Genomic DNA, 16622 nt, shown 5'->3' with positions numbered 1-16622 from the left:
ATAGTGGGATTTTTATTTGGGGTGTAATTTTGCCTACATTTTTAGGATTTTTTAACTTTGGATCTCCCCAATCTTTTCAATAGCTTATTACACTTTTCAGGTACAATTTTTATTATGCTTTTTTATGCTATTTATTACAAAAAGTTACATTTTTTCTGGGTCATCATTTTTTACCCCATCATTTTGTCAATTTATTAAATAAAAAAGAACGTACAATATTCACTATCGATAAATTTATCAGAAGATTTAAAATTTATTTGTAAAAATAAAACTCCCTAAGAAAATTAATCTTTATTAGACTAAATCTTCTTAGGGATAAAAACTGAGATTTTTGATTATACTCTAATTTTTAATTAATCAAAATTTTTCGCTCAATGTTACCGTTAATTCTCATTTCAATTACTACTTCTATCATTTCTTCTTTGTTACCTTTATAATGTTTTGTTATTTCTATGATTCTATCATCTGTTTCTAATTTGTTATGTATTTTTTTAGCATCTTCTAGATTCTTAATCTTTTCCAGTGTTGTCATTTTTTTATAATCAAACTTTTCTTCTTTTTCTTCTTCTATTTTTTCCCATCTCTCAAATTCTTCTAATGTTTTAATTTTTTTGATACCTTCTATGTTTAACCATTTCATCCTATCTCCTCCATGTTTTTCAGTACATTTATATTCTTTTATTTTTAAATCCATTCTTATTCCTCCTTAATATTCCTTTCAATCTACCCCTATTTAAACATCTGGTTTCTTACTTCGCTTACATACTCACTATAATGTCTATAGTAGCTCATATGAGATATCTCTACTTGCTTTTGGATAGATCTGTTGTTAATACCTGGGTTCTCTGTTAGAAGTTTTTTAATTCTTCTCTTATTTAAATTTATTCTCTCTTGGTTTGCTACGTAGGTTCCCATTTTATTCCTCCTAAAATTTCTTTGTAATAAACTATAAAAAATACCTTAAATATTTATTTCCTATACACTTCCTATACACTAAGTCAAAAATACTCACTTCAAACGTCCTCTACACCTTTATTTTTAGTAGTTACATAAGAAATGAAAGGTTTTTATTTTTTTGCATATAGGGGGGTAATCCCCCCCTATATGCAAATTCCAATCAGCTTTTTTAGCTAAGGCTAATAAATTTTCTTTCTTTTATCCTTACTTGTCAAAGTATTTCCCCTAAAACTTTCCCAGCCTTTAATATTCATTCCCTAAAGAAGATTTTACTAAATTTCATTTTCTGCATTTAAGGGGATGGATTAGATTTCAGTTGCTTTAACTTTGCTTTAGCCTTTGAAGAAAAGTCATTCACATCCCTGAAACTGATAAAGTTCAAAGCACCTTTTCTGGTTGACCTATGATCTTTTAGCCAATTATTTGAGTTTCCCTTCAATCCAGAGATCTTATATAATTCATCAAATATAGTTTTGGTGTAAATAAACCCCTCCCTTTTAACAATATAATCAGTAAAACTTCTTATGATACCTTCCTCTATAAAAGTTTTATACTCTTCACTCAAGGCCCTCACTATTATCCGTTCCACCGTTTTAAGTTCTATATTCAACCTTGTAAAAAGGCCGGTGCTTTCTTTGATCCTATTTCTTATCTGACTTTTCCACTTCTCTTCAACTTCCCTCTTATATCTCATTTCCAATCTACTTTTAGCACTATGGATCCCTCTATCTTCCCTAGAATAAAAAGTCATTTCAAACTTATCTGACCTCAATTTAACGGTTTTCTCCTCCAGATCCGTTAAATTTTCTACTCTAAAAGCTGTTCTTATCCTCTTCTTTTGAGCTACACACAACACTATCAGTCTAGCTAATTTTTTATAGTTATTAAGTTTATTCCTACTATCTAGAGCTATGTCTATCCTTTCCAGGTGTAGCACTTTCGCTTTGAGGATTTTCAAACATTTCTCCACATATTCAATAAAAAGTTCTACATCATTGACTAGCCTTGTGTTATCAACGAATTTACTCACTTGAAAAACCAACTTTATATTTCCAAATTTATTTATTTGCACCTTAATAATTGATTTCAACATTGGGTGCTCTGACCTTAAACTCAATATTGTATCTCTTGTATAAGGAGTTTCAATAACCAAGCTTGCAGTATCTGGCCCTTGATTGAAAAAATCAACCTGGTTTTTTTCCATCAAAAAAACCTCCCTGTATTTGTTTTTCTCTTAGGGAAGTAATATATTTTTCAAAAAATATAAAATCCCCCTGAATAAATTTTGATCTTAAAATACTCATAATCAAAAGGAAGGCATATTAAAAGCCCTCTCTATTCAGGAGGTTTAGTTTAGTTGTACTCTAAATTGTTCCGTTGCTACTTGATGACAATATCCTAAACTATAAAGTTCAAAATATTTGAAATTATTTGCTGGTATTCCCAATATTAATTCAATTTTACTAAAAAATTTTTTAAATAGTTTTTTTATTCTTTGCTTCAATTTGTTACTGTTTTTTTCACTTACTTTTATCCTATCTATTTCAGAGCTGAGCCTTTGAACTTCTTCTAAAATATTCTTCAAGTCATATCTGAAAATCTGCTTAAGATTACTCTGAATAGCAGTCCAATACCTGTGGCATCTTTCAAAATAGTTTTTGATTCTACTTTCATTTATCTCTGAGATCTCTTCTTCAATTTTTTTAAATACACTATCTATTTCTAAGTTAGATATTTTAAAAAATTCATTTTTCATTGTTGCATATTTTATATTATATATATAATCATTTTCACAGAAACTTAAAAGGTATTCTTTTGAAATTATTTCCGCTAATTGATGCATTTCGTCAGCCATTTTAAAATACATCTCTTTTTGAGTTAATATCATATCGATGTTCAAAGCTTTTCACCTCCTATTTTATAAAGGTTTTACCACTACAAGTATACCTTATTTTCTCAGTTTTTCTAAGTTTTAGTACCATTTATTTACAATTTAATTTAACATTTCAACTCTGCTAATAAGGTCAATTTAGATTGCGACATTTTTGTCCTAATCTAAATATATAATCATCATAATTTTATTCATATATTTTAGTTATAGGACTTATATATAGATGATAAGCCGTGAATATAAAATGACCTCCTAAAATTAATCCTAGGAGGTCATTTTTTTAATAATATTTTATGCTACTATCTCTTCACATATTAGCTTGTCTTTCTCCGCCTCTATCTCATAAAACAATTACCTGGCTCTTATAATAAAAATTACCATAAAAAGAAATAAAATTTAAAACCCTACACAAACATCCCTTGCAACAATCCCTTCTTAAACTCCTCCATCCTATCTATCTCTCCCTTAACCTTCTCGATCTTTTCATCCATAGAAGATAAAAAATCAGCTATTTTTTCTTGTTCTTCAAGGCAAGGATAAGGTATTTTTTCTGATGAAACTATATCGGAATTTAAGTTTACTTGAGTACCGGGTTGACCATATCTATACCATCTTTTTTGTATCATTTGTAGAAAATAATATAAATATTCCTTATTTGATTGTAATTTATCAAACACTATAAATCCATCATGAATACATACTGGAAAAGTTGTATAAATTGGCTTTCCAATAGTTGCACAAATACTCATAATCATATTTTCAGGTTCAATATATCTGCTTTTTTTAATTCCCTCATCCGAAAGATATTGTAATGTTTCTTTGAGGTATTTATTGGATTTACTAACATCAGATATTCTAACCCATCCGACTTCTTTTTTATCAGAAAACCATTTGGGATCAGTTATAGGTCTAGGTGAAGCACCTCTTTTTATATGGGCTATTTCTCCTAACTTCTTCTCCTCCCAATCAGGAAAACTTTGACCATCCTCATCTTTAAACCTAATCTCCTGTGAAAAGACCTTCTGCATTATTCCCTTCTTATATTCTCCTAGCTTCTCCTTTTTTCCCTCTAATTTCTGAATTTTTTCATCCATAGATGAGAGAAAATTAGCTATTTTTTCTTGTTCTGAGATAGTTGGTAAATTTAATCTTAAACTCTTATATTCTTCTGCATTTATTCCTGGTTGTCCTGATCTCATAGACATTATTGATACCCATTTATTATATTTCTCTTTTAATGTTGAATTAAATATAAATTTAGAATTTGCTTTATCAATATTAAATTTAATTAAAAACCCTGCAAAATATAAATCTCCATCTTCTTTATTATATATATATGTTTTTCCTACACTAGCCCCAGTTCTAGTAAATAAAATATCATTTTCTATTAACTTAAATTTTTCTTCAATATTTCCATCAGGAGAACTTAAAGGTCTAGGAGAAAATTTTCTTGAATTCTCATTTATATCTGTTATTCTTATATATTTGTGTTTCCCATCATATTTAATAGCAGAACTATTCATTCCGTACATTGTATTTTTTGAAACTTCTCCTAACTTCTTTTCTTCCCAGTCCCCACTAAATTCTTTAAACCTTAATTCTGGTTGTAATTTTTTCATCACTACCACCTTAAACCATTGGAGCTTTTATTCCAAGCTCTTCACAGTATTTCTTGATCTCTTCATCTATAGCCTTCATATCTTCATCTATCTTTATTATCTCATCTGCCACTTTTTCCAGGTCTACTTCCTCTTCCTCTTCAAAAGTATCTACATACCTTGGGATATTTAGATTATAGTCATTTTCCCTTACCTCATCTAAGCTGGCTAAATGTGAGAATTTTTCTTTTTCCTTTCTTTCTTTATATGTTTCAATAATTGTATCTACATCAGAATCTCTCAAATAATTTTGATTCTTAGCTTTTTCAAAACAATCTTTTCCACTTGCATCTACAAATAAAATACTGTCATCCCTTTCTCTGCATTTTTTTAGTACCAGGATACAAGTTGGAATAGATGTCCCATAAAATATATTAGCAGGAAGGCCAATTACTGCGTCTAGGTAGTTTCTTTCTTCGATTAGGAACTTTCTTATCATTCCTTCTCCTGCTCCTCTAAATAATACCCCGTGAGGCAATACCACAGCCATAGTTCCATTCTCGTCTAAGTGGTGAATCATATGTTGTACAAATGCAAAGTCTGCCTTTGTTTTAGGTGCTAACTTTCCATAGGGACTAAATCTCTCATCGGATAATTTTAGATTATCAGCATTCCATTTTGCAGAGAAAGGGGGGTTTGCAATAATTGCTTCAAACTTCTTATCCAGATGTTGTGGGTGTTCCAGAGTATCATCTAATTTAATGTCAAAATCACTAAATTTAACGTCATGTAATATCATATTCATACGAGCCAGATTGTATGTAGTTCTATTTAATTCCTGACCGTAAAAATGTCCCACTTCACTTTCCTTAGATGTTCTAAGTAATAATGAACCAGATCCACAGGTAGGATCATAAACTGACTTTATCTTGTCTTTTCCCAATGTTACCAATTTAGCTAATATCTTTGATACTTGTTGAGGTGTATAAAATTCCCCTGCCTTCTTTCCTGCCCCACTTGCAAACTGACCTATCAGATACTCATAGGCATCTCCCAAAACGTCTATTTCAGTGTTTTCAAGGTTAAAATCAATCTCTCCTAAATGAATTAATACCTTTGAGATAAGTTCATTTTTCTTTTTTTCAGAGTTTCCTAATTTTGATGAAGACAGATCCAAATCTTCAAATAATCCAGAAAAATCCTCCTCACTCTCACTTCCCATAGTTGATTTTTCTATCTCTCTAAGTGCACTTTGGAGTTCTTCCAATATAAATTTATCTTCCTTGGCATCAGCCACTATATTTCTAAATAGATATTTAGGTTCTAAATAAAATCCTAACATATCCAGGGCTTCATCTTGCAGATCCTCCAATAATTCCTTGTCTTTTACCTCTCTAAATTTAATCTCATCTTCTACTAATTCTTTATCCAGATATGTCTCTATCTTTTCAGATAAATATTTAAAAAATATTAACCCCAAGATATAATCACGAAATTCATCTGCTCCCATTTGTCCTCTCAGATCATTAGCTATTGCCCATAACCTTTTTTCCAATTCTGCTTTATGTGTTGTTTCCATTTTATTCCTCCAAAATTTATCTTTATTTTTTTATATATTATCTTTAAATCTATTCCAATTTTTAAAGATATATTCTATATTACTCAAACTTTTAACACAATCTAATATCAACTCATACCCTTGAAAAATATAAGGTTTATTTCTATCTATTTCAACCAAGTTAAATATTTTGTCTTTTTCAGAACTAGGAAGATGTGCCGAACAGTGTCTTAATTCATATATTCCTACTATTGGTTTAGTTATTTTTCTAACATCATCATTAGATATCTTTAATTCCAATACTTTTTCTAAAAGTTTAATAGAACCTAGTTTTTTATATTCCTTATTTTTAGGTAATATATTTAAAATTTCTTCTTTATTTAAGTCATCAATAATTACTCTTGCTATATCTTTGGATAAATCATAAATATCATCCTCTTTAAATACTCTAAACCTATGTATTGTTTTAAGTATTTTAGATATTTCAAAATGTTCTCTAAATAATTTTATTCCAAATAAACTAGATGAGAGATTATTTAAATTAGTAAGAAGTTTTTCTAAATAAAAATCTGGTGCACTTGTATTAGTTGATTTTGCTAGTACCTGAGACATATAAAGTTCTTTTGATATTCCTCCTTCAGGAGTAATGTTGTACGAACTCCACAATTTTTTTTCTAATTCAGACAACATCCATATATCTTCTGAATAAACATTAATATAGCCTAAATCATTTATTCCAAAAATAGTATCATAGCTATAAAGATAAGATATTACACCTGTATTTTGACTATAAAATTCAAGCTTTCCATCGCGTTGATTATATAAATGACTGATTACTTCAGGTTTAAACCATAGCCATTTTCCACAACTTCTTAAATCATTACCTTTAATTTTACTCCCAGAAGCATCTATTATAAATTCAACATTTGAGTCAATATAATCTCCTCTTACTCTTGGACTTAATTTTCCTGCTTCTACCCATTCATTAAACCAAAGTCTGCTATATGTAGTTAAAACCTTTTTCCCTTCAAATTTTTTTATATAATTAACTTGTTCAATATTTTCATCTGAGGGTTCTGCTGATAAGTCAGGAATTTCGTCATATTCTTTCACATCTGTTCTCCAGGTATTAAATACAGCTATCTCTTCTCCAAAGGGGAAACCGCCTTCATAAGTTTCACGAGTATAAATTTCGTGCTTTATCATGTCATCTTCATTTTCCTCATCTATAATTAAATCATCATCTTCATGGCACAAACTTCTTTCAGCATAAGAAGTTATATATAATCCCATATTTCTAGCACACAAATAATCTTTTAAATACTCAGATTTTATCTCTATAAGAATTGGATTTCCTTCCTCATCTCTTTTTAATCTAGCTACTTCTGAATAATTTTCTTCTGGACAAACCCAACTATCTTTAATTTGTTCAAGTTTTAAAGCAAAAATTAAATCTTGATGTAAATACCACCTTCTGTAATTTTCTCTAATTACTTCTTGTTCTAAAACTAAATGTATTCCTTTTAGATTATTATATGGATTTTCATAGATATCACAAGGATAATATTTATCATCATACCAACTTTTTTGATTATTAATCCCTATATCCATCCATTTTAATTTAACAGCCTCTTCTTTTTTATCTATTGGAAAAGCAATAGATCCATTATATAAAAATTCTTTTTTAAATCCAACATTTCCCATTTTTCCTTCTTTAATTATAGTTTCTTTAGATTTTAATGGTATCCAAACAGAACTGTTATATTTTTTTCTTTTTCTTTCTTTCATTTCAAACCATTTTTTTAAATCATCATTTTTAGTTTTAGAAGTATACATAATCTCCTCCTATATATTCCCAAATAATTTACTGTTATATTTATCCATCAATTCACACTTTTTTTTCAGCAATTTAGATTTTTTACTTATCAAATCCCAAAAATTCCTATATTTATTTTGAGTTTCTAAATTAGGAATCTCTATATCTAGCCCCTTTAGATACGAGGTTTTCAATATACTTACACTTCCTCCCTCTAAAGTTTTATTTATTTGCCTTTTTATTTTATTAGATCCTAGTAAATAAGATAGATATTTTGGATCTACTTCCATATTTTCTTTTATTCTTAATATAGCAAAATGATGAGGTATTATTATTCCAATTTCATTTGATATAGACACTACATCATTAGGCTTTGCTAGTTTCAAAAGTATATCTCCTTTTCTTGTATAATATTCACTGGATACATCTTTTTTTAAATATATCTCCTCTATTTTCTCTTCAGATAGACCAAAGTTTTCTATACTTTTCAAAGATATTGATTTTTTCTTTAATTTTTCTTTCTCTTCTTCTTTCTCTTTTATTTTATGTCTCAGAAGCTGCACTCCTATTTTAATATCACACAATTCTTCTAATTTCATTCCAAAATCACCCCCTCATATTTGTAATTTTCCATAAATTACTTACTAATATTATATCTAAAATCATTTGAAAAGTCAATCCATTTTTAAGTAATTTTCCATAAATTACAAAAAGGAAGCTCTCGCTCCCTTTCATAATTTTCTATATTCCTATATGTAAACTATTAAATTTCTCCACAAAATCAAGTACCCTGGCCTTGACCCTCTCTGTCTTAGCTCTTCTTTCTCTAAATTTCACTTTTTCCCTAAAAGAACTTTTTAAAATTTCATCTTTATCATCTTTACCGGTAAATTCAAAATAATCTATAAACTTATTTACAGGCTCCTCCATTAGTTCTTCTTTTTCCAGGATCTCATTTAATTCTTCCTTTCGTTTTACCTCAATATATTCTTCAAACTTTTCATCAAATTCCTCTTCTGTTGTAATTCCATCCAAATGATTATCTATAAACTCTTCTATCAAATCCTTTATATTTCTTAGATTTGGCATACTCTCCATCTTCCCCAGAATAAATTCCCTGTCTTTTACAAACTCTTTTCCTTTAGGGTTTAATTTTCTTAGGAGCATCAAGATATAGTTTACATTTACAATATCTCTGGTCAATAGATCCAATTTAAAATCAATCTCATCTAATACAGACACTTTCTCCTTTTTACCTCTATTTTTTACCTTCTCATAGAGATCCAGATATTTTCCCCTGTATTTTTCAAAGAGATCTTCATCTATACCCAAATCACTGAATTTAAAGTCTACAAATCCTTCCAGCTTATTCTTACTCATTACCAGATTTCTAAATATCTCTATAAAAGTTTTTTGATCTTCTTCATCTATCAACCCATCTACATCTTGTACTTCTGGAACCAGGTTTAATAGTTCTTTGGCCTTAAAATTAAATGATTTTAAATATTCTTCATATGTTTTCATCAATACGTTTTCAGTGGGACTATCATTAGAAAATAACCTGATAGCTTCGTCTGTTTTAGCTTTTAGATTTCTAAAACATACAATATTTCCATGACTTTTAGCATCACTTTCTAGTCTGTTAGTCCTGGAAAAAGCCTGTATTAATCCATGATATTTAAGATTTTTATCTACATACAGTGTATTTAATTTTTTATTATCAAAACCCGTAAGAAACATATTTACTACCAAAAGTATATCGATCTTATTTGCCTTTACATTATTTGATAAATTTACAAAATAATTGTTATATCCACCATTTACCTTTAGGTTAATATTTTCACCATATTCCTCATTATAATCTTCCACTATTCTTCCCAGTGCTTCCCTCTTATATTCTACAGGAAGATCCTGTGTGTGTGATTCTTCTCTGATATCTTCATTTGCTTCAAAACTAAAGATAGTAGCTATTTTCAAATTATGATTTTTCTTTTTAAAAGTATCATAATATTTTATCAAAGTTTTAGTATTGGTGATTGCAAAAATAGAATTATAGTTTTTAGTATGAGTTTTCCTGTCATGATTTTCTATAATATAATCTACTATTTTTTCTATCCTTTCCTCAGATTCCAAAATCTCTTTCTCGTCTATATCCTCTACCTGAATATCTATCTCTGTAGCCGAGTCCTTCTTTTCATATTTCCCGATATATTCTATAGAAAATCCCAAGACATTATCATCCGCTATAGCATTCTGAATAGTATAAGTGTGAAGTCTCTCATGAAATAGATCCTTTGTAGTCCTGTTTTTATTTGAATTCTCTGCAAATATCGGTGTTCCTGTAAAACCAAACATTTGATTGTTTGTAAAAAAATCACAAATTTTCTTATGAGTTTCCCCAAACTGAGATCTATGACATTCATCAAAGATAAATACCACTTTTTCATCTTTTAAATACTCTATTTTTTTCATATTATGAGGCTTTGATACTGCATTATTCAGCTTTTGAATAGTTGTTACTATTAGTTTTTGTTTTGGATCAGAAAGATGTTTTACCAATTCCTTTGTATCATCTGTTCCCCCTACACTTCCCTTTTCAAAACTATCAAATTCCTTCATAGTTTGATTATCCAGGTCATTCCTGTCTACTACAAATAAAACCTTTTTTACCTTTGGAAGAGATTTAATTATCTGACTAGCTTTAAATGAAGTTAGTGTTTTTCCTGATCCTGTCGTATGCCATATATATCCATTACTGCTTGTATTTTCTACTTTTTCTATTATTCTTTCTACAGCATAGTATTGATATGGTCTAAGTACCATCAACCCTTGCATAGTCTCATTTAACACTATATATTTAGTGATCATCTTAGCTAGGTGACATTTTTCTAAAAAAACATTAGTAAAATCACTCAAATTATTTATTAATTTATTTTCTTTGTCTGACCATGAAAATACTTGTTTCCCCAATTTTTCCAACGATTTGTTATTAGCAAAATATTTTGTATTAACTCCATTACTTATTACAAAAATCTGTACATAACCAAATAAAGTCTTTTGCATTGTTTGCCTATTGTATCTCACAATTTGGTTAAAGCCTTGCATTATTTCAACACCATTTCTTTTTAGTTCTATTTGAACCAATGGCAGTCCATTAATCAATATAGTCACATCATATCTATTTAAATTATCTTTTTCTATCTCCACTTGGTTTGTTACTTGAAATATATTTTGACACCATTTTTCTTGATTTAAAAAAGAAATATGTTTTTTCTCTCCATTATCTAGTATTATATTAACTCTATCTCTCAAAAGATTTGCTCTTTTATAAACTGAAGTTCCCTTTTCTAAATAGTTCATAACTTGTTTAAACTCATCTCTTGATAAAGTTATTTTATTATGTTTTTCTAGTTGAATTTTAAAATTAGAAATCAGCTGCTCTTCATTTTTGACATCTATTTTTTCATACCCAATTGATATTAATTCTTTAATTAGGTTATTTTCTAGCATCGCTTCAGATTGTCTCATAGATTTTCTCCTATTTATTTCAATTTCTTCTTATTTTTTAATTTACATAGAGTATATCCCTTATTTATCTCCTTTTCAATGTATTTTATCCTCCCGTTGTATTTTATATACAAATTACTAAGGAAAAGGTGAGAACATTTTTTCACTTCCTACTATTTATAGATTAGAATTTGAATGAGCTCTTATATCAGTTTTAAGGGTTAAAAGCTTTAAAATCGACTCCCAATACTACTTAATAGTTGAAAAAATCGAAAAATCGAAAATTAAAGAGTGTACAGCTGGATTTTAAGATAAAAAAAGATAGATTTTATTATATATAGAATCTATCTTTTATTTTGTTTCTATATCTATTAATCCTTTATTAACATTTTTTATAGTTTAATCATTTCTGCTGCAACTAAAAACTCATAAGTTTCATTAAACCTATCTTCCATGAGGAATGTAAACAATAACTCCATCTCTTCCTCTAGTTAACAGTACTCTATAACTATTAATTCTAATCCTGTGTGGGTTCTCTAAATTTTTATCTAGAGTATATAATTTTTTGAGTTCTGGTGCAATAACTTTAATATGATAGAATATCCTAAAAACTAAGAGGAATATCAACCAATGCTCAACCCACTATTACAAACCTTAAACTTTTATTTCCAACCAAAATCTCGGGTTTCATGTTTAAATTTACTCATTTCTTCTATTTTTTCTTTAAACCAATACTTCATATCCTCTATTTGGTTTTCTGAAGAAAGAAAGTCTTGAATAGGCTTGCTAGTTCCGATTAGCATTTTATTTTCATCTATTATTAATTTAAAGTTGTCACTGTTTGGATTTTCCATATACTCTTTAAACTGAGAATAATACTCTGATTTATTTTCAATCCATAGAACTACTTCTAGATGTGGAACTTCATATTTATCTTTATTAAAATTGAAGTTTGCTTCAACATCTGAATAACCGTTACCTTTTAAAATCTTTCGTGTATAGGTTGAATACATTTGATTTTTACCTATTTGAGTACTTCTTGCAGAATGTTTAATACATTTTTCAAAGTGTTTACTAAGCAAATGAGAAGCATAATCTAAAACTTCATCCATTTTTGCAATCATTTCTACTATATTTTCCATTACTAGCATATCTGTAAAATTAAACTTTTTATTCATTACTATTCTCTCCTCTTCTAAATATTCAAGAAAATCTATTAAAAGCTCCGATTCTGAATTTTTATAATATTCATAAATATCTTTCCACCTAAACTGTCTAAAGTTTGAATAACTCACTTTTTTTTCTTTCATGAACTTCGTACAATAAAATAGGTACCCTATTTTATTTTCTATTCCCATTAAAAGCTCTGAGTACCTCTTTAGTTGGCCATTCTCCTCGAATGAATCCACTTTTTTTTCTATGAATATTATCTTTTCTTTATTTTCAATAACTATATCTACTCTACAATCATTTTGTTTCTCCAAGCTATAATAACGCTGTGAGGATATTTCAAAGCCTTCGCCTTTTATTTTTAAAAAGTTATTAACATAATCATCAAGAAACTCTGAGTTTTTTTCTAATATTCCAACTAAGATTTCCGTTGTAAAATCTTCCTTAGGAGTCTTTTCACTATTGTTTTTATACAACTTTAACAACCTACTATAAATACTCATCTATCCTCCCTATGCTTTTACTAATTATCTTTTCACTTTACAATATTATTTAATATAAGCTTTATGTCGATCCACACTGACTCTCTCCTTCAGTTAAAAAATATATAACATGGTAGATAAGGAGAGCCTACATAGAAAAATATTTAAGCAATTGGCATTACTTTAAAATGAGGTGATATAGGAATATAAGCTTAATCTTAAGAATCAAGGATATATAAATTCGTAATTTAAGCTGCCTAATATCCTCTGTGAGCAAGTTCAATGCTTTTTAGAATAAAGTGGTAACCTAGGAAGTTTTAAGCTCTTAAAAGTGCTTATATTAAAATTAGATTTTTTTTACTTTTTTACTACCCTAGATATTTATCAAACTATTTATTTCCTAAAAAAATTCCTTTAATAACTCAGCTAATGATTAGATCTTTACATAAAATTAAATTATTATAATCTCATCAATATCTAAATCAGGGTTATATTGCTCAGAAAGTGCTCTAACCTCTGTCATATCAAATTTTTCTTCTAAATTGACATATATAAACAATAACTCTTCTGAAAAATATTTCCATATAAATTTTTTAAATTTTTCTGCCTCATCAGTATTATTAAAAACTAAAAAATCATTAGTAAGGACATCTATTTTTTTTACAACATTTATTTTATTTAAAATAGGAGAAAACAAATTCATAAATTCTTTTATATTTTTTTTTACTTTTTTATTTTTATTCCCTACTGCTTTCTGGAACATACTTTGAGTCAAAGCACACTCCTTGTCAAAACTTAACATCCCTAATTTTTTTACCACCCTTACGCAAATCATTTCAAAAATTATTTTTTCTTGAGGGGAGATAATGAATACTTTTTCTTCATTTTCATTATAATTTAAATCTTCTAAGATGCCTGAACCTCCTTCAAATATAACCGGTATTGTCTCATCTACAGTATTTACTGTATAGGTTTTTGACTTATTTCTACCATCTATTTTGAATTTTATTTCCCAAGGCACTTCCCTTTCCCAAGGACTTCTTCCAAAAATATCCACAGAGGAATTTCTGAATGACCACTCTTTTTTTAACTTTCCAAATGTATTCGAATTTGAGCCTATAAATTTACCACTCTTTATATGTATTTTCATTTGATTATCCCTCCTCATACTATAATTAATAACTTTATACTGAAAACAGAGGTTTTAACCTCTTCAAATCATTTAATGTAAATTTATTTAAATACTATAGTAGTACCTCATGTTTTGATTTTTTGCACAAGTTAAACAAGGAATTAAAATTTAAATAAAAAAGGAGAATGAATATTTTAAACACTCGCTCTCCTTAACTCTCTATTTACATGCTGCCTGCTTACTAATGCATCTTCCTTCATTTATACGGATTCACTGGATTCTTCTCCCTCCACAAACCCTTCCTTGATCTTTTAGCCTGTTCTTGTGCTAACTTCAAATCTTCCTCATTCTTGGCATAATATTCATACTACCATGAGTTACCTGTTTCTACACTTTCAAGGTTAAGAGATCTACCGTTGTTATAATAGATCTTCCCTATCTTTCTACCATACCTATCGGTATTAACTACATCTACTTTCACTTCTTCATCCATAATTCTACTTCTAATAAAATCCATGGATTCAATCCCATAACTTTGTTTTATCTCTAGTGAATCAATCCCATAAAACCTAATTTTTTCTTTCTCTCCATCTACCATAATAGTAATAGTATCTCCATCATAGACTTTTATTACTTTCCCAACTAATGTTTCCCCAAATACCAGAGTTCCAAACAATAAAAAAATTAATAATATTTTTTTCATAGATTACCTCCTTTTTTCTACTTATTCTTAATATCTATCTCCTTGTTACCACTTTTCATTTTTATTAAGTAACAAATTGTTACCTAACAAAAAGACTGGAACAAATTCCAGCCTTTTTTCTATCTTTATTATTTTTTATTTATATTTGCTTTTATTGTATTAAAGTATATCTTCATCGATCTCTTCTTTAGATCTGAAAGAAATTTCTCAGAAATTTCTACTTTTTTCATAGTTAGTTTTATAGCTTCTTTTTCTAGTTCATTCCTGGTTTTTTCATCTAATTCTTCAAATTCTTCTAGGGTTATTTCACTTTCATTCTCCCCTTGTTCATCTTTATTTTCTCCAGGTAACGACTTGTCACCTTTAATTTCTTTTTCATTTCTGATCTTTTCTTCCTTTACTTTATTAAAATTAGAAAGAGCTTTTTCTTTGACCTCTATTTTAATATTTTTCATAATCCCATTTATATATTGAACCAAGGTAGTTTTTATATCCTGTTTTACACTGACATATAGCCGGTTCAAAATATCCAGTGCATATTCCTCACCATTTTCATTTATAATTTTACTGATCTTATTATCTACCCTTTTATTCCAAGCTTTAGAGACATATATGTTCCTTTTAGATTTTATTATTGCTTTCTCTAATTTGTCAGATAGAGTATCCTTATTGTCAGATGGGGTAGTCTTATCTTTTTTTGTTACCTTCCTTTTAATTCCTTTTTTTCCTTTGGTTTCGTCTATTTTTTCCTTTTTAACTTCCTGTTTCTTTAATTTGTCAGATGGGGTATCCTTATTGTCAGATGATGTAGTCTTATCCTTCTTTATTTCTTTAGCTTCGATACTTGTTTCATCTTCTGAAACCTTGATTTTACTGATTCTTCCTATATCTAATTTTAAATTAACTAATTTGTCAGATGGAGTATCCTTATTGTCAGATAGTGTAGTCTTATCACTTTTTTTTATAGTAAATTCAACGCTTTCTACCTTTCTGCCCTTTTTTAATTTTACATAATCAACGCTTAAAGAAGTTTTTTCATTTATATCATCTCTAGCCTTCATCAATACTTTTTTATCCAAATTTGACATCTTATCATAACTTTTATTTGTACAATCTAATAGTTCTCGAAAATTATCTAATTTAAAATTTCTTTTTCCTATAGATTCATATTGCTTCAATAATTGATATAATCTTTTTCCATATTTATTGTCTAACGACACAAATTCTTTCAATGAATATTGAGTAAACTGTTCCTTTAATTGCCTAAATACGGGGACCATTCGCTTATTAACCTCTACCGTTATTTTTTTCTTTTCATTATTAAAAATTAAAGTTGGAAAAGGTTTGATTCTTTCATAACCATCAATTGTTTTTAAATAAAATGTCCTGTCCTGCAAAGAATGTAAAATCCTTTCAAACTCTTTATAACTCCTGTCTTTTGCATTTGTCATATTTTTTATGTCTTCACTTCTAAAAGTTACTTCATTTTCTTTTTCATGTCTCATTTTATATAAAATAGTAATAAATAAATTTAATTCTAATTCTGTAAAATCTGTAAATTTACTTTCATTTAAATAATTATGGTGTACAACCATTTCATTTCTATTCATTTTTCCCCCAAAAAACTCTTTTTAAAAGGATACCACAACAATTCTAAGTATCCAAGTTTTATTTTTGTGTTTCGTCAGATAGAGTATCCTCTAAAGTCAGATAGAGTATCCCCTTTGTCAGATAGGGTATCCTTATTGTCAGATGGAGTATCCTCTTCTTATTTCTATAACTTGTTTTTATTGGTCTACAGCTTTCCT

Annotated in this window: 13 protein-coding genes; all 13 read right to left on the bottom strand. The window is 28.4% G+C overall.

Features of this window, described 5'->3' with window-relative positions:
• Positions 1 to 349 precede the first annotated feature (349 nt).
• The 13 genes from NRK67_16865 to NRK67_16805 all read right to left on the bottom strand — a co-directional run bounded on the left by NRK67_16865 (position 350) and on the right by NRK67_16805 (position 16424).
• Entirely contained in the window at positions 350 to 694 is a 345-nt protein-coding gene (locus NRK67_16865; protein UUV20009.1) for a hypothetical protein, read from the bottom strand.
• Between the two features lie 35 nt (positions 695 to 729).
• Positions 730 to 915 (bottom strand): hypothetical protein, encoded by a 186-nt coding sequence (locus NRK67_16860; protein ID UUV20008.1) that lies wholly within the window; start codon positions 913 to 915, stop codon positions 730 to 732.
• A gap of 334 nt (positions 916 to 1249) precedes the next feature.
• Entirely contained in the window at positions 1250 to 2161 is a 912-nt protein-coding gene (locus NRK67_16855) for a hypothetical protein (protein UUV20007.1), read from the bottom strand.
• A 144-nt stretch (positions 2162 to 2305) separates the two neighbouring features.
• The gene (locus tag NRK67_16850) at positions 2306 to 2857 is read right to left on the bottom strand and encodes a hypothetical protein (protein UUV20006.1); all 552 of its coding nucleotides are present in this window, start codon (positions 2855 to 2857) and stop codon (positions 2306 to 2308) included.
• Between the two features lie 395 nt (positions 2858 to 3252).
• Entirely contained in the window at positions 3253 to 4467 is a 1215-nt protein-coding gene (locus tag NRK67_16845; protein UUV20005.1) for a restriction endonuclease subunit S, read from the bottom strand.
• Positions 4468 to 4477: 10 nt separating this feature from the next.
• Entirely contained in the window at positions 4478 to 6025 is a 1548-nt protein-coding gene (locus NRK67_16840; protein ID UUV20004.1) for a type I restriction-modification system subunit M, read from the bottom strand.
• Between the two features lie 30 nt (positions 6026 to 6055).
• Entirely contained in the window at positions 6056 to 7840 is a 1785-nt protein-coding gene (locus NRK67_16835) for a hypothetical protein (protein UUV20050.1), read from the bottom strand.
• 9 nt (positions 7841 to 7849) lie between these two features.
• Positions 7850 to 8419 (bottom strand): hypothetical protein, encoded by a 570-nt coding sequence (locus NRK67_16830; GenBank protein UUV20049.1) that lies wholly within the window; start codon positions 8417 to 8419, stop codon positions 7850 to 7852.
• 142 nt (positions 8420 to 8561) lie between these two features.
• On the bottom strand, positions 8562 to 11348 hold the full coding sequence (locus NRK67_16825) for a type I restriction endonuclease subunit R (GenBank protein UUV20048.1): 2787 nt from the start codon (positions 11346 to 11348) through the stop codon (positions 8562 to 8564).
• 641 nt (positions 11349 to 11989) lie between these two features.
• Positions 11990 to 13000, bottom strand: a complete 1011-nt coding sequence (locus NRK67_16820; GenBank protein UUV20047.1) for a PD-(D/E)XK nuclease family protein — start codon at positions 12998 to 13000, stop codon at positions 11990 to 11992.
• A 430-nt stretch (positions 13001 to 13430) separates the two neighbouring features.
• On the bottom strand, positions 13431 to 14129 hold the full coding sequence (locus NRK67_16815) for a hypothetical protein (GenBank protein UUV20046.1): 699 nt from the start codon (positions 14127 to 14129) through the stop codon (positions 13431 to 13433).
• Positions 14130 to 14478: 349 nt separating this feature from the next.
• Positions 14479 to 14814 (bottom strand): thermonuclease family protein, encoded by a 336-nt coding sequence (locus NRK67_16810; protein ID UUV20045.1) that lies wholly within the window; start codon positions 14812 to 14814, stop codon positions 14479 to 14481.
• Between the two features lie 128 nt (positions 14815 to 14942).
• A complete protein-coding gene (locus tag NRK67_16805; protein ID UUV20044.1) occupies positions 14943 to 16424 on the bottom strand; it encodes a replication initiation protein in 1482 nt (493 codons plus the stop codon).
• Positions 16425 to 16622: the final 198 nt, after the last annotated feature.

This window comes from Fusobacteria bacterium ZRK30, assembly GCA_024628785.1.
In the GTDB taxonomy this organism is placed as follows: Bacteria; Fusobacteriota; Fusobacteriia; order Fusobacteriales; family Fusobacteriaceae; genus Psychrilyobacter.
Note: the sequence above shows the minus strand (reverse complement) of the source record. Positions and strands in the feature narration are given on the sequence as shown.

Excerpts from the sequence above, each read along its gene's own strand:
- NRK67_16810 (UUV20045.1), bottom strand. The coding sequence starts at position 14,814 with ATGAAAAAAATATTATTAATTTTTTTATTGTTTGGAACTCTGGTATTT.
- NRK67_16835 (UUV20050.1), bottom strand. The coding sequence starts at position 7,840 with ATGTATACTTCTAAAACTAAAAATGATGATTTAAAAAAATGGTTTGAA.
- NRK67_16855 (UUV20007.1), bottom strand. The coding sequence starts at position 2,161 with ATGGAAAAAAACCAGGTTGATTTTTTCAATCAAGGGCCAGATACTGCA.
- NRK67_16845 (UUV20005.1), bottom strand. The coding sequence starts at position 4,467 with ATGAAAAAATTACAACCAGAATTAAGGTTTAAAGAATTTAGTGGGGAC.
- NRK67_16840 (UUV20004.1), bottom strand. The coding sequence starts at position 6,025 with ATGGAAACAACACATAAAGCAGAATTGGAAAAAAGGTTATGGGCAATA.
- NRK67_16830 (UUV20049.1), bottom strand. The coding sequence starts at position 8,419 with ATGAAATTAGAAGAATTGTGTGATATTAAAATAGGAGTGCAGCTTCTG.
- NRK67_16865 (UUV20009.1), bottom strand. The coding sequence starts at position 694 with ATGGATTTAAAAATAAAAGAATATAAATGTACTGAAAAACATGGAGGA.
- NRK67_16820 (UUV20047.1), bottom strand. The coding sequence starts at position 13,000 with ATGAGTATTTATAGTAGGTTGTTAAAGTTGTATAAAAACAATAGTGAA.
- NRK67_16815 (UUV20046.1), bottom strand. The coding sequence starts at position 14,129 with ATGAAAATACATATAAAGAGTGGTAAATTTATAGGCTCAAATTCGAAT.
- NRK67_16825 (UUV20048.1), bottom strand. The coding sequence starts at position 11,348 with ATGAGACAATCTGAAGCGATGCTAGAAAATAACCTAATTAAAGAATTA.
- NRK67_16860 (UUV20008.1), bottom strand. The coding sequence starts at position 915 with ATGGGAACCTACGTAGCAAACCAAGAGAGAATAAATTTAAATAAGAGA.
- NRK67_16805 (UUV20044.1), bottom strand. The coding sequence starts at position 16,424 with ATGAATAGAAATGAAATGGTTGTACACCATAATTATTTAAATGAAAGT.